The following is a 13794-nucleotide window of genomic DNA, read 5'->3' on the forward strand; positions in this document are numbered from 1 at the left end:
GGATAGTCTTTTTCAGATTCAATCAATAATTGAACCGCTCTTTCTCTGATTTCAGGGGTATATTTTAATTTGGTCATCGGAACATTCTCTCAGAATACTGAGTCTCCGACAAACCCGGTACGGTTCATTTAGTAGAAGGTGATTCAGATTTGATATTTTTGAAAGGATTATCAAAATTCATTAATGAATCTTATTGTTTCGAAAAAACAAATATTCCAATCATTAGAATAAATGGGAAAATGAACACAAAAAGGTTTTATGATTTCTATAAACATTTTGATATTGAGGTATTTACCCTCTTAGATTTAGATATTTTAATTGATGGATTTGATAAGCTAGAGCTAGGGGAAAACAGTTCTGAACTTCAGGATTTAAGAAATAATCTCTTAAATAAACTTGATCAGATTTGTGAAGAACAAGATATTGAAAGTAGAATCAAAGGCTCGATGATTTCAGAGCATGTCAAAAAACGTTCGTGGCAAGAAAAATATACTCGATTAAAAGAATTAGCCTATAAAGTCAAAAATAAAGAAGAGATTGAAGACATTGAACTACAAGAAATTGATGAGCTTTTTGAATTTGAAACCAATAACAAGCGCCGCGAAGCTTTAAAATTATCTGAAACCTTCTATTTAGATGAAAAGATCCAACTCATAAATCGGTTATATGATTTAGGGTATTTTGTATTAAATTTAGGAGCAATTGAAGCTTATTACCCTGAGCTCACTTCAGGTGAAGATAAACCATCTAAAGCCCTAAATGCTTTAAAAATTATTGAAGAATCAAATATAAGTTATCTCCCCCGAATAACTTATAGAGAAACTCAACATTGTGAGTTAAGCCTAATTATGAATAAAATTTTTTCATAGACCCTCTCCCCCAACCCTCTCCCATTAGGAGAGGGAGCATCATTTGATCTTATGCTTGCGTGAGTTTAGTAATGAATATTCCCTCTCCTCTTAGGAGAGGGTTAGGGAGAGGTATTTTTTAACTCAGTACAACTCTGCCACAAATCCTCTAACACCACATCCGTCCAACTCAACACATCATGATTCCAATATCGCACAACGGTTAAACCCAAAGCCTCTAAAAACTTGGTTCGCTCAGCATCATATTCTTTTCCCTCATCTGTTCCATGCTGACTGCCATCCAACTCAATCACTAAACCAATTTCATGACAGTAAAAATCTACAATATAAGGTTTGATCACATGCTGACGACGGAATTTTAGATTCATAAAACGCTTGGCACGTAGCAGTTGCCACATGAGGTGTTCAGCATCAGTGGAGCTCGATCTCAATTGACGAGAAAATTTGAGTAATTGCACATTTATCGACATTTTATTTTTCTATATTCTTTATTTTTATTAAACTAGTATAATCACACCCAAACTAAAACTTATAAAAAATCCACATGAAACAACAAAATAAAAAAAATCTTGCATGCATCATCATTTCAACATTATTACTTATTGCCTGCAAAGAGCAACCTCAACAAGAAATAGTGCAGAAAGCTGAAAAACAAGCAACTTCAGAACCTGTCACACAAGATACTGTAGTGATTCCACCAACCGTACAATCCACTATGTTAGTGAATAATCCAACGCCTTTCCCTCATGGCTATGAAGTTGATACCACACATTTAAAACAAGCAAAACTAATCGACTTTAATGGCGATGGCAAACTTGATGCCTTTCGTGTACTGAAAAACCCAAGTAAATCGGGAAAGAAATATCTTTTTGAATTTCGTATCGCAGACAGCACAAATGTCTACTGGTATGAAAATGAAGACCCTGAATATGATTTAAATGGTTTTGAAGTATTTGAAAAAGCTGAAAATGGTGAAAAGTTTGTAGATATGTCGAAGCTTGATACTCCTGACCTTATGGCTTATGAGGACGCACCAGAGAAAGCCCGCTTTATATTAAAAACGGACGGAATAACCACTGGCTACCCCGAATCATGTGGTACATCTTTATTTTATTTAGACAAGGATAAAATTCATCGTATGTACCTTGATTAATGACTGATTTCATTAAAACGAACAAAATCATACCTATAAATAAACTTAAGGTTCATAAAACGCTTGGCACGGAGTATTTGCCACATGAAGTTTTCAGCATCGGTGGCTGTGTGGCGCATGTTTTTGGCAAACTCTAATAATACAGGGTCTATTTTCATTTTTATTTCCCTCTCCCTAGCCCTCTCCCATAGGGAGAGGGAACATTCATTGTGAATCTAATTTTTATTATGAAATTTCAGCCCCACTAATACATCCAAATTTATAACTTAAATTTGATATGTAATGGATTTCCCCTCTCCTTTCAGGAGAGGGTTAGGGAGAGGTGATTTTATAAAACCCCATTCCCCAACAACACTTCCAACCCTTTCACCTTCTCCATATATTTCAGCCGTTCTTTTTCCCACTTCACTTGCTCTTTCAGCACTGCAACATCGCCATCAATCACCTTATACACATCTTTCACCTGCATATTTTTCGGCTTCGGCTTTTCGCTCCAGTGAAAACTATCCGTAATGTCATCTATCTGACTGGCTAGGCGTTGGCTTTGAGCCTCTAAAGCCGTTTTATAAAACTTTAAATGTTCATCAGTTAAAGCTTTAGGGCTTTTGCCTTTATTGGTTTCAAGCTGTAATTGCAGCTTTAATAAATAAAACAAATCCTGTGCTTCATGAGCTTGATTCACCACTTGCTGCAACTTGGTTTTTTCCGCTTTTTTAGCTTCATCAGGTTCACGGTCTGGGTGAATCATAGCGGTGATTTTTAAATACACGGTTTTCAGTGATTGATTCACTAACTTTTCAGTTTGCTCACGTTTTTGCTCTAACCGTTTACGCTGATGCTCTTCTTTTTCACGTTGATATTGCTCACTGTCCCATTCTTCATAAGACTCATGTTGTTCTGTAGCTTCTTGTTCAACATCAAAATGACCTTCTACTTTGCTCTGTTCAGTTTGGGTCAACTTAGCTTTTTTATTCGGCTTTTGATTATGTGCATGATGCTGCTGATAAAAAACATCCACCTCAGCAACCTTTTCAAGTTCGGCAGTATTTAAGTAATTGGATTTTTTCAACTGCTTTGCCAATTTCGCAAGCTTGGCATCGAGCTGAGCTAAATCCGCTTTGGCAAAGTCTTCTTGCTGTATGTGCAACCAAAGCTGTGCAAGCTGACGGTAGTACACCGCATGCAAATCACGATATATCGGCACAAGTTTCAGTTGGATATAACTCTGAATCTCACTTTTGGCATTTTGCCAAAGCTGTAAGTCTTGCTTTTGCTGTTCGATTTGCTCAATCAGTTTGTTCAGCTTTTTATGCTGTGGGGATAAAGCTTCAACACTCGGGAGTAAACTGACTTTTAACTCAAAAGACATAAGCAAATTTAACGCAAAAAGAAAATTATAGCCGATCTAAGCACTAAACTTTTGAGCACTTTGCCTAAATCAAAAATCACGTTTTATGAATTAACGCTCAAACCGATGCAAATATTGACTCAACTCTTCCCGAACAACCACCTCATGTCCTGCATGACTTCGACTTTGTTCCAAGAGATGTTCTGAGTCGATCACTGCCACGCGATGACCATCCGCAATTAAACGGTCTACACCTTCAAAGAGCATTCGGACACCAACATCGTGTATCAAAGAAATATTGGTCAGATCTAAAATGATATGGTTAGTCGCAACAGGTTCATCCTCTAAGATCCGCAGCAACATTTCCGACTCAGTAAATTGCAATACGCCGCGCAGTTCATACACCACCACCGAATGATCAATACCGCAGGTATAGCGACTCTGGACGATCGTTTGCGCCGAAGGCGTTCCCTCCATGACATGTAGTCCCATGTCCTTAGACAGTCGTTCAAATATTTCGACGCCTCGAACACTATTCCCATGTGTATCGAGTTTCGGACTAAAGACCGCTAGCCCAACCTGCCCCGGCAAAGCCCCCATGATGCCACCGGCCACACCACTTTTGGCAGGAATACCGACCGTTGTCAGCCAATCACCCGCAGCATCATACATGCCACAAGTCATCATCACACTCAACACTTGGCGCACCACCGAACGTGACAGCAACCGTTTTCCTGTGGCAGCTTGCACGCCACCATTGGCAAGTACACTGGCCATTTTTGCCAAATCTTTAACCGTCACTAATATTGCACACTGACGAATATAGCCGTTCACCACATCTTCAGGGTCTTCTTCAAGTACACCGACTGTGCGCAGCATGTAACCGATCGACAAATTTCGAAAAGCCGTCTTCACTTCAGACTGGTAAACCGCGTCATCAAAACTCAGCTCACGCCCTGCCAGTTCACTTAAAAATTCACGGAGTTTGTCAGCTCGGGTACTGTGCTTGTCATGTGGTAAAAGTGAATGTGTGGTGATTGCCCCCGAATTGATCATCGGGTTTTTCGGGGTATTGCTTTGTGGATCGAGTGCAATTTGATTGAATGCCTCTCCCGATGGCTCGACACCGACCTTTTGTAAAACGCTGTCTAGACCAAGATGACGAATCGCTAAGGCATAAGCAAAAGGTTTAGACATCGACTGTATAGTGAACTCGACTTCGTCATCACCTGTAGAATAAATCGTGCCATCTACGGTAGATAGTGCCAAAGCCAGTCTATTTGGATTGGCATTAGCTAACTCAGGAATATAATCTGCCAAAGCTCCGTGTTGATTGGCATCGCAGGCATTGAGGACATGCTGTAAATAATCTGGAACAGGCGTTTTCATAAGGTCTATTTTTTGTTGTGTGCTTTTTTATTTATAACAAATTGAGCTGCATCTGTATAAGTCCTTATGGTGAAGACGCATTCTGAGCTAAAACTTGTATGTGCTGTAGGTTTAAATGGTGCATCATTTCTCGAATAAAAATGAAATAACTAAGTTGAATGATTGCCTGCTCACCAAATAGATTTTGATAATATTCGGTATGTTCAATCATTTCATTAAAGCCATGTTCAAAGCTTTGTCGTTCAATGCGGGTCGCATGTTCAAAAAAGGTCTGCGCCAATATATGCAGCATCGCATCATTCGACTGAGCATAGCGCTGCGTCTGATAATCGAGCTGTAATCGTTCTAAAATTTCTTCAATTTCATAGATTAAATATTCAATTGCCAAAGCATCGAAGCGCTGATGTCGAACACATTTTTGCACCAAAGCGACTAAGCCATGATCAAAATGAATATTCTTTTGCTCGGTCTGAAAGTCGAGCTGCGCTAATCCGAGCTGAAATTGTAATTGCTGCATAACTATCGTTTAAATTATTTAATCTTCTGCCAAGTTTAACTCACGAAAGCTGCGTACTTGGTTACGACCTTGTTGCTTTGCCATGTACAGCGCTTGATCGGCCATACGCGAGACCACAGCAGACGGTGTTCCCTCAATCGCCGTTGCCACACCGAAACTTGCACTAATCTTCAACATTTGACGGTTGGCTATCATAGTTTCAGCTTCAGAAATGGCCAATCGACAACGTTCAGCGACCTCTATCGCCTGCTCTAAACTCTGATTTTTTAAAATTAAAATAAATTCTTCACCGCCATAACGTCCAACCACATCTTGTACACGAGTATTGTCATTTAAAATTTGAGCAACACGTTGTAAAACGGCATCTCCTGCATCATGTCCATATTGGTCATTGATCAATTTAAAATGGTCGAGATCAAGCAAAACCACTGCAAATTCAGGCTGTGTCTGTTTGCTGAGTGTATCAAGTTCATGACTAACATAACGTCGGTTAAACACATTGGTCAGCCCATCGACACGGCTGAGGACTTCCATCTTTTGTTCACGGTGTCGCCACTGTAAAAGCAAAATCTGAAAAAATACTGCACTGACGATCAATATGGGTAAATACAACTCCGCCATACTCATCAGCCAAAAGGCATTGTCGTAAAACTCACTCTGTTTTAAAGCTGGGCTGAAAATCGGTGCATATTCTAGATGGTCAATCGAAGTTTGATAGCAAATGTAGCCAATAAACAATGTGATCGGAAATGTGATACTGAGCATAATTGCAGGACGATAAAAAACCAAACCGACCATCAGCAGATTGACCGTCCCCGCCATAGTGGCAGGACTATAGATCCCAATCATATAGCCACCATAGATCATGCCGATCCCAAACAGGACGGGCGCAAAATAGCTAAAAAACAGTCTAAAATTTAAATATTTTTTGAAATAAAGACTGAGTACTGCCAATACGCCATAACTGAGTAGGACTATACAAGCGACCATGATCCTAAACTTGAGCGCACTCGGATTAAACCAGATCCGATTGGTCGAATAATAAAAATTCATGATGCACCACTTCAACACGCTAACTTGACTCAGCATGCCAAAGATGAGAAGTAAACGCCCTTTATCGTAGTCAGACCAATTGATGATGAGATAGTCCGATTCAAATAAAAGATGCTTCAATTTACGCCATTGCACGCCCCATTTCGTACAGACAGCATTGCCCCAATTTTTCCCCATTAATCTTCTTTTTTATTTTATTATTTCGCTAGTTATACAAGGTTTTAGCTTCAAAAAGAAAGCCTATTTCACAGTTATAAGTACAACATTTGAAGCCTTTAAACTTCACTTGCACCACTATTCAATTTACTTTTCCGCTATTTTTAATAACCAAATTGGTCTCATTCTATTTTTTAAATTGACACGTTCTCCTATTCTAAACGCTCGGTGAATAAGATCCCGTTCAGATGATCGACCTCATGTTGCACGATCCGTGCAGGAAAGCCATTAAGGGTTTTCTCTTTGACTTCACCTTGAAGCGTCAAATATTGCACGCGAATTTGTTCTGCTCTTGGGACTTATCCACGTTCATTTGGCACACTTAAGCAGCCTTCCTCACCCAATACCGTGGTCGTAGATCGAGATGTAATCACTGGATTGACCATCACGATCGCCTCCATTTCAGGCGCATCGGGATAGCGTAAATTTGCACGTGAAGCCACGATAATCACCCGCTTTGAAACATAAATTTGCGGTGCCGCAATACCTACGCCTTGACGCTCAAGCATGGTGGCATGCAGTGTTTCGCTCAGTGCAATTAACCATTCAGAACCTATTTCAGATGTTTGCACCTCTGCGGCAGTGAGCGTCAAAATTGCTTCACCACCCTGTGCAACAGCAGCAACATTACTCATGTTTTTATCCTTTTTTAAGTCTAGCGGGCTTAAATTATTTAACTGATGTTACGCACGTAAAAGTAATTACGCATTTTTTAAAATGATATTTAAGTTTATTCGACGGAGTCTTACATTTAGGATTTAAATAAAGGGATTAGCCTTCGGCTGGAGGTACTCTTACGAAACGTTGTTTCTCATTCGGCAAAATGAGAAGCGAAGCTTCGCAATGAAACCATCTTGCGGAGCAATGCTCCTCACCGCAAAACTCGTTCACTAGTATCAAATTATTCAAAGTATCGCAAAAACATTTTTGATTAGAATGAGTCCTGTCTCAAACACTTGCGGATGACCTTACCGCTTATCATTCTTTCATTTGAATCAAATTACGCTTCTGATGTTACTGCGTAACATCAGTTATTTAAAAAAAAAACAACCATGCAATATGCATTATTATCGGTTCTGAGTATAAAACAGCAGTGTGCTATGGCTTTGAATCTTTTATGGTTTATATAGAGTACTGAATAAAATAGCGGATCATAAATCTTTATATGATTGATATTTATCATTTAAAATTAAAGCACACCATCGCCCATTGCCTATCACTTTTTAAATTAACGTGGCTTTATCTATATTATTTTGTTCTTATTTAATGATATTTCCATAACTATAAGTTTTTAATAAGGCAAAAAAGTTTGATTATTCAATAAAAATTTGAATCACTAAAATCATCGCATGCTATTTGCTGTTGGAAAATATTTGCATGGAAGCTCAGCCACGCCTGACTCGTCAAGATAAACGTACCCTCGGACTGTCATCACTCGGTGGTGCTTTAGAGTTTTATGACTTCGTTATTTATGTGTTTTATGCCAAAATTATTTCGGAACTGTTTTTCCCCACTGGACTCAGTCCATTTTGGGCGATGCTGAATACCTACGGTATTTTTGCAGCCGGATATTTTTTCCGCCCATTGGGTGGTGTGGTGATGGCGCATTTTGGCGATTTGATTGGTCGTAAGCGTTTATTTAGTTTGTCTATTTTACTCATGGCTCTGCCTACACTGATGATCGGTGTGATGCCGACTTTTGAAAGTATTGGTTATGCAGCACCACTTTTGCTCCTACTTATGCGTGTGATTCAAGGCATCGCGATTGGTGGTGAAATCCCAGCGGCATGGACTTTTGTTTCAGAGCATGTGCCTGAGCAAAAAATTGGGATCGCCAATGGCTTACTCACTGCTGGCTTATCTTTAGGTATCCTATTGGGCGCACTGATGTCTTTGTTTATTTCATTACAATTTACAGAGTCAGAAATCCATGATTGGGCATGGCGGATTCCATTCATTCTAGGCGGAATCTTTGGTTTTGTTGCGCTCTATCTCCGCAGTTATTTAAAAGAAACGCCTGTATTTAAAGCTATGCAAGAAAAGAAACAATTGGCTAAAGAGCTTCCTGTGAAACAAGTGCTGCAACAGCACAAAACAGGCGTTGTGATTGGTATGCTGTTTACATGGTTCTTAACTGGCTGCGTTGTTGTGCTGATTTTAGCGATGCCAAATCTACTCACGGGCGCCTTTGGTTTTGAACGGGCCGATGCCTTTAAAATGCAAAGTGCCGCTATTGTGATGCAAATGGTCGGTTGTATCTTGGCAGGTCTTTTGGCAGATCGCTTCGGTGCGGGTAAAGTGATGCTATTCGGCTCCCTTCTTGTTGCGATAATTGCGGGCGTGTTCTATAACAGCTTGGGCCATGTGGCAGCATCGACCGTGTTTGCGCTCTATATGCTGCTCGGTTTGGCATCAGGCACGGTTGGTATGGTGTCTTATAGTATGGTGAAAATGTTCCCTGCACAGATTCGTTTCTCGGGCATTTCATTTTCATACAATTTGGCCTATGCCATCGCGGGTGGTATCACCTTGCCATTGGTTCAATGGTTGAGTTTATACAGCAACATTGGCGCCATGTATTATATTTGGACCGTCTGTTTGGTGACCTTCTTTACTGCGATGCTCTATCGTCAACGTTTTGAAAAAACATCTCGCTAACTGATGTTACGAAGTAACATCAGCAGCGCAATTTGATTCAAATAAATGAACGATACGCGCTAAGGTCATCCGCAAGTGTTTGAGACAGGACTACTTTTAATCAAAATTGTTTTTGCAATACTTTGAAAAATTTGACGCTAGTGAACGAGTTTTGCGGATGACAATGGTTTTGGGTACTTTTGCCTAAACAAAAGTACCTCCAGCCGAAGGCTAATCCCTTTATTCAATCCATAGATGTAAGACCCCGTCGAATAGACTTAAATATCATTTAAAAATTGTGAAATTACTTTTACGTGCGTAACATCAGTCACTAAAAAAAGCGGTCAATGACCGCTTTTTTTAAATCACTTTCAAATCAATTCAGGCTTTTAAATTTTTACGTAATTCATCTTCTACAATTTCAATCTCAAGCTGACTAAAACGACGAATTTCACCTTCTGCATGTTTTTCAAGTAATCCACCAATAAGTGGAACTTTGACTTTCACCGTCCAGTCCAAATTGAAACTCACTTGTGTTGCATCACCACTGACACTTCGTTTACAACTGGCTTCGAGCGGTAGGTTCGGATCTAGTTTGACGTCAGAGGTCAATGCCGCCAAATTACTAATATCCGTACGTTTCAGACGAAACGCATCTTTTAAAAACTTCTTGGCAATATCTGGAATATTTACATCAAGGTTATACGCACGTTTTAAGGTATACATATCACCTGTTTTTTTTGATTCTAAAATTTCTAGATTTTCACCCGGTATGCGTTTGCACACCGCTTCATGCAAGCTGATATCTGCGGCTAGTCGTTTAAAATCTTCAAGTGAAACGCCATGAATTGTGGCATTGACGGTAAATTGATGTGCCATTCTCGTAATCCTTCAGGTCAATATTGGTTTTATTGTTTTATTTCGCCCAGTCTACAGTTGCTATAACTGTGTTTTGGATTAAATCGGAAAGCGCTGTGGCTGTCATTGACCTGAAACCAAGCTAGAAAAACAGAATTGCCATACTGAAATTCAGAGGGACTCTGCCTTAAAGGACTTTTTGATAGATTTGCCCATGCTGATCTTTAAACTCGAGCTGAAATTCCCAGCCCGCATCGATTTTTAAATACATCCCTGCATAGGACAACTTTGCGTACCAATGACCGAAGTCGAGGCTTACAATATCAAAGCTGGCTTGTTCAGGAAGCTGTTGAATTGGTTTTGCATGTATCAAAGCGCTGGGTTCATAAGACGTGCAGTGCGAGCCATAATGATGAAAAAGTTCAATACATAGCTGATTAACTGATGTTATGCAGTAACCATCAAAGCGCAATTTACTTCAAATAAAAGAACGATACGCGGTAAGGTCATCCGCAAGTGTTTGAGACAGGACTACTTCTAATCAAAAATGTTTTTGCGATGCTTTGAATAATTTGACGGTAGTGAACGAGTTTTGTCGGTGAGGTGCATTGCACCGCAAGATGGTTTCTTTACGAAGCACGCTTCTCATTTTGCCGAATGAGAAACAATGTTCCGTAAGAGTTCCAGCCGAAGGCTAATCCCTTTATTCAATCTTTAGATGTAAGACTCCGTCGAATAGACTTAAAAATCATTTTAAAAGTGCATAAGTACTTTTACGTGCGTAACATCAGTTGTTAATTTAAGATCATGCTATGCACCACACCATCCCGATCACGGTGTACTAATTTGATTGCTTGTGAATAATCGATCAAGATGCTTTGGTGTTTATAACTGATTTGGATGCCGTATTCATCTGCACCATCATCCAAACCGCTGATGCTACATTGCGTGCCTTGTGGAAATGCGTTGAGCCATTCAGCGTTATACACATCTGCTATTTGCTCAAACTGAAAAAAGGTCGCCTTTTGCCGCAGTAGAAACCCAGCTTGTCGATCAAAACGCAGTTGCTGCTCAAGTTGAAAGTCGATAATCATGACTCTGCACGCTCTTTAATTGTTCATCGGGTTCAGAACATCGGCTATTAAAATTAAGCTTTGCCATCACCCAATGATCCTTATAAAGCTTTCATCGCCTGTTGCTGCTGATTATTTTTGACTTGTGTCCATTGCCACCAACCAAACGCCGCCAAGCCCACAAAACCGGCATACAGTGCTGCGGTGAGATACAGGTCTTTGTATATAAACATACCCACATAGATAATATCGACAAATACCCAAAGCACCCAAGTAGCAATATGTTTCCGGCTGGTCCAATACGTTGCGAGTAAGCTAAACGCGGCCAATTGTGCATCTAAAATCGGTACGGCTGCATCGGTAAAATAGTGCAAACTTAAACCAAAAATCAAACCGCCCACCGCTGCTAAGAGCATTTGAAAGATCACGAGTTTGGTCGCAATCGGTTCAATACGGATGTCATGATCTTGTTGTTTGCCCTTCAACCAATGATAGAAACCATAGAAGTTCACTACCACAAAGAAAAACTGCAAAATGGTTTCGCCATAAAGTTTGTAGGTATAAAACAGGTAGGCATACAGTAGAAATGCTGCAAAGTTAAACCACCAACACCACATATTTCGCTTAATGGTTAAAGTCACGCCAATTAAGCTAATAATGACTGCAAAAATTTCTAAGTTCGACATGGTTGATTGGGCCTTAAAAAAAGCTGCAGCTATTATGGAAAAAATCAGCTCAAAGGCAAGCTATATCCCACACTATTTCATATCAACTCTGTAAATTTTAAATCAAACCACTCATCCACCAGACGATGATTTTGATGTTTTGAACGCATCAGTTTTGACAGTTTTCTAACAATCGTTTAAAAACTTAGCTATGCATAAAGAATAATCAGAAGGAATTATCCAAATGTCAGAACAACAAGGTCGTGTAAGTCGAGAAATTCGTGGTCATCTTTATTTGATCGGTTTGGACCGTGCAGATAAACGGAATGCATTTGACAGTCATTTAATTCATGACCTTTCACTGGCGCTCACTGAATATGAAGATGATCCAAATTTACGCTGTGCGGTGATTTTTGCTCATGGTGATCATTTTACTGCAGGTCTAGACTTGGTCGAACTACAACCCAAACTTGGCAGTGGACTATTTAATTTTCCTGATCAACAAATTAATCCGTGGGGAACCAACTCACGACAACGAAAAAAACCGGTAGTTGTTGCGGTACAAGGGTTCTGTTTTACGGCGGGTATTGAACTCATGCTGAATGCCGATGTCGTGATCGCACATCGTCAGACGGAGTTCGCTCAGATGGAAGTGCAACGTGGCATTCTTCCCTTTGGTGGTGCAACAGTTCGCTTTGTGCAAGCAGCGGGTTGGAATAAAGCCATGCGCTATTTACTCACAGGTGAACGTTTCAATGCGCAAACGGCATATGACATGAACTTGGTGACTGAAATCACTGACCAAGCGCCCTTATCTCGTGCGATCGAACTTGCAGAACAAATTGCACAGGCCGCACCATTGGCGGTTCAGGCAACACTGGCCTCAGCACAGCAAGGTGTGCATTTGGGAGCCGATGCTGCATTTGCTCAATTGGATCAGCACTTACAACCATTACTAGGAACACAAGATGTACAAGAAGGTGTCATGGCCATGCTACAACGTCGCGCAGCCAATTTTCAGGGCAAGTAAGCCTTTATTTAAACTGAGTAAACCCTTTCCGTCCTGCCTATTAAGAGAAAAATTATGTCACCGGATTTAGAACCAGCAACGCAAGAAATATATAGTACACAGGTTAAGTTCCCTGCGACCGATGGCTATACGCTTTCAGGCGTTGAATATCGGCCTAATTCTGCCGCTAAAGCCAATATTATTATTTCAAGTGCAACAGGCGTCCCTCAACAATTTTACCGTCGGTTTGCCGAGTATGCCGCAGGACTCGGTTATCAAGTACTGACTTTTGATTATCGTGGTATAGGACGTTCTGCACCGTCAAAACTTAAAGGCTTTAAGATATCCTACCTCGACTGGGGACGTTATGACCTTTCTGGTGCCATAGCTTATATGCAACAACACGGCCTGCAAACTTTTCTAGTGGGACACTCCTATGGCGGTCAAGCACTAGGCCTCACCTCAAATCATGATCAGATTCGTGCCATGTATTGTTTTGGCACGGGCGCAGGCTGGCATGGCTATATGCCATTTAAGGAAAAAATGAAGGTTCATGTGATGTGGAATATCGTTTTTCCGCCGATGGTTGCCGTCAAAGGGTATTTGCCTTGGAGCAAACTCAATATGGGCGCTGACCTCCCTGTCGATGTCTATAAACAATGGCGCCGTTGGTGTAAAAACCCAACCTATTTCTTTGCCGACCCTGAGCTGAGTGAGCTATCTCAACAATATGCTGCAGTTCAAACGCCGATTTATGCGGTCGCTGCACTTGATGATGACTGGGCATTACCCAATTCACGACATGCTTTTATGCAACATTATGCGCAAGCATCAATGCACTATATCAATATTGAAGCGGAAGATTATGGTCTAAAACATATTGGTCATATGGGATATTTCCGCAAAGGTGCTGAACCCTTATGGCAGGAAGTCATTGGAAGGTTTGACGAACTATTAGTCGCCTAGACCGATTTACTTCATACACATCACATTGATTTATTCGGATA

General features: G+C 40.4%; 13 protein-coding genes and 3 pseudogenes. 5 read left to right on the forward strand and 11 right to left on the reverse strand.

Translation table 11 applies throughout. From position 1 onward, the window contains the following. Positions 1-134 precede the first annotated feature (134 nt). A pseudogene (locus tag FTV38_RS02775) lies at positions 135-869 on the forward strand (TOPRIM nucleotidyl transferase/hydrolase domain-containing protein); the annotation flags it as partial. A gap of 101 nt (positions 870-970) precedes the next feature. Here FTV38_RS02775 and FTV38_RS02780 read toward each other — a convergent pair. After that, on the reverse strand, positions 971-1339 hold the full coding sequence (locus FTV38_RS02780) for an endonuclease domain-containing protein (protein ID WP_180021205.1): 369 nt from the start codon (positions 1337-1339) through the stop codon (positions 971-973). A gap of 74 nt (positions 1340-1413) precedes the next feature. Between FTV38_RS02780 and FTV38_RS02785 the strand changes: the two genes are divergently transcribed. Continuing rightward, a complete protein-coding gene (locus tag FTV38_RS02785; RefSeq protein WP_180021207.1) occupies positions 1414-2022 on the forward strand; it encodes a hypothetical protein in 609 nt (202 codons plus the stop codon). Between the two features lie 41 nt (positions 2023-2063). Here the strand turns inward: FTV38_RS02785 and FTV38_RS02790 are convergent. The 6 genes and pseudogenes from FTV38_RS02790 to def all read right to left on the reverse strand — a co-directional run. Then, positions 2064-2180 (reverse strand): annotated as a pseudogene (locus FTV38_RS02790) (DUF559 domain-containing protein); the annotation flags it as partial. Positions 2181-2350: 170 nt separating this feature from the next. Beyond that, entirely contained in the window at positions 2351-3391 is a 1041-nt protein-coding gene (locus FTV38_RS02795; RefSeq protein ID WP_180021211.1) for a molecular chaperone DnaJ, read from the reverse strand. Between the two features lie 90 nt (positions 3392-3481). Next, entirely contained in the window at positions 3482-4759 is a 1278-nt protein-coding gene (locus tag FTV38_RS02800; RefSeq protein WP_180021213.1) for a glutaminase, read from the reverse strand. Between the two features lie 64 nt (positions 4760-4823). Beyond that, positions 4824-5276, reverse strand: coding sequence for a hypothetical protein (locus FTV38_RS02805; RefSeq protein ID WP_180021215.1), 453 nt, complete (start codon positions 5274-5276; stop codon positions 4824-4826). 18 nt (positions 5277-5294) lie between these two features. Beyond that, a complete protein-coding gene (locus FTV38_RS02810; protein ID WP_180021217.1) occupies positions 5295-6506 on the reverse strand; it encodes a GGDEF domain-containing protein in 1212 nt (403 codons plus the stop codon). A gap of 191 nt (positions 6507-6697) precedes the next feature. Next, a pseudogene (def, locus tag FTV38_RS02815) lies at positions 6698-7180 on the reverse strand (peptide deformylase). Positions 7181-7922: 742 nt separating this feature from the next. Between def and FTV38_RS02820 the strand changes: the two are divergent. After that, positions 7923-9203: an MFS transporter gene (locus FTV38_RS02820; RefSeq protein ID WP_180021219.1), complete on the forward strand. Its 1281-nt coding sequence runs from the start codon at positions 7923-7925 to the stop codon at positions 9201-9203. A gap of 360 nt (positions 9204-9563) precedes the next feature. Here the strand turns inward: FTV38_RS02820 and FTV38_RS02825 are convergent, their stop codons facing one another. The 4 genes from FTV38_RS02825 to pnuC all read right to left on the reverse strand — a co-directional run bounded on the left by FTV38_RS02825 (position 9564) and on the right by pnuC (position 11799). Beyond that, entirely contained in the window at positions 9564-10061 is a 498-nt protein-coding gene (locus tag FTV38_RS02825) for a DUF2505 family protein (protein WP_078192225.1), read from the reverse strand. Positions 10062-10227: 166 nt separating this feature from the next. Continuing rightward, a complete protein-coding gene (locus FTV38_RS02830; RefSeq protein ID WP_180021221.1) occupies positions 10228-10413 on the reverse strand; it encodes a hypothetical protein in 186 nt (61 codons plus the stop codon). A gap of 421 nt (positions 10414-10834) precedes the next feature. Next, on the reverse strand, positions 10835-11134 hold the full coding sequence (locus FTV38_RS02835) for a hypothetical protein (RefSeq protein WP_180021223.1): 300 nt from the start codon (positions 11132-11134) through the stop codon (positions 10835-10837). Positions 11135-11214: 80 nt separating this feature from the next. Continuing rightward, positions 11215-11799, reverse strand: coding sequence for a nicotinamide riboside transporter PnuC (pnuC, locus tag FTV38_RS02840; RefSeq protein ID WP_180021225.1), 585 nt, complete (start codon positions 11797-11799; stop codon positions 11215-11217). Positions 11800-12022: 223 nt separating this feature from the next. Here pnuC and FTV38_RS02845 point away from each other — a divergent pair, with 223 nt between their 5' ends. Beyond that, positions 12023-12808: a crotonase/enoyl-CoA hydratase family protein gene (locus FTV38_RS02845; protein ID WP_180021227.1), complete on the forward strand. Its 786-nt coding sequence runs from the start codon at positions 12023-12025 to the stop codon at positions 12806-12808. A gap of 54 nt (positions 12809-12862) precedes the next feature. After that, on the forward strand, positions 12863-13753 hold the full coding sequence (locus FTV38_RS02850) for an alpha/beta fold hydrolase (RefSeq protein WP_180021229.1): 891 nt from the start codon (positions 12863-12865) through the stop codon (positions 13751-13753). Positions 13754-13794: the final 41 nt, after the last annotated feature.

It is taken from the genome of Acinetobacter sp. YH16044 (genome assembly GCF_013417145.1).
GTDB classification, from domain to species: Bacteria; Pseudomonadota; Gammaproteobacteria; order Pseudomonadales; family Moraxellaceae; genus Acinetobacter; species Acinetobacter amyesii.

Excerpts from the sequence above, each read along its gene's own strand:
- FTV38_RS02795 (WP_180021211.1), bottom strand. The coding sequence starts at position 3,391 with ATGTCTTTTGAGTTAAAAGTCAGTTTACTCCCGAGTGTTGAAGCTTTA.
- FTV38_RS02780 (WP_180021205.1), bottom strand. The coding sequence starts at position 1,339 with ATGTCGATAAATGTGCAATTACTCAAATTTTCTCGTCAATTGAGATCG.
- FTV38_RS02785 (WP_180021207.1), top strand. The coding sequence starts at position 1,414 with ATGAAACAACAAAATAAAAAAAATCTTGCATGCATCATCATTTCAACA.
- FTV38_RS02825 (WP_078192225.1), bottom strand. The coding sequence starts at position 10,061 with ATGGCACATCAATTTACCGTCAATGCCACAATTCATGGCGTTTCACTT.
- FTV38_RS02820 (WP_180021219.1), top strand. The coding sequence starts at position 7,923 with ATGGAAGCTCAGCCACGCCTGACTCGTCAAGATAAACGTACCCTCGGA.
- FTV38_RS02835 (WP_180021223.1), bottom strand. The coding sequence starts at position 11,134 with ATGATTATCGACTTTCAACTTGAGCAGCAACTGCGTTTTGATCGACAA.
- FTV38_RS02800 (WP_180021213.1), bottom strand. The coding sequence starts at position 4,759 with ATGAAAACGCCTGTTCCAGATTATTTACAGCATGTCCTCAATGCCTGC.
- FTV38_RS02845 (WP_180021227.1), top strand. The coding sequence starts at position 12,023 with ATGTCAGAACAACAAGGTCGTGTAAGTCGAGAAATTCGTGGTCATCTT.
- pnuC (WP_180021225.1), bottom strand. The coding sequence starts at position 11,799 with ATGTCGAACTTAGAAATTTTTGCAGTCATTATTAGCTTAATTGGCGTG.
- FTV38_RS02805 (WP_180021215.1), bottom strand. The coding sequence starts at position 5,276 with ATGCAGCAATTACAATTTCAGCTCGGATTAGCGCAGCTCGACTTTCAG.
- FTV38_RS02810 (WP_180021217.1), bottom strand. The coding sequence starts at position 6,506 with ATGGGGAAAAATTGGGGCAATGCTGTCTGTACGAAATGGGGCGTGCAA.
- FTV38_RS02850 (WP_180021229.1), top strand. The coding sequence starts at position 12,863 with ATGTCACCGGATTTAGAACCAGCAACGCAAGAAATATATAGTACACAG.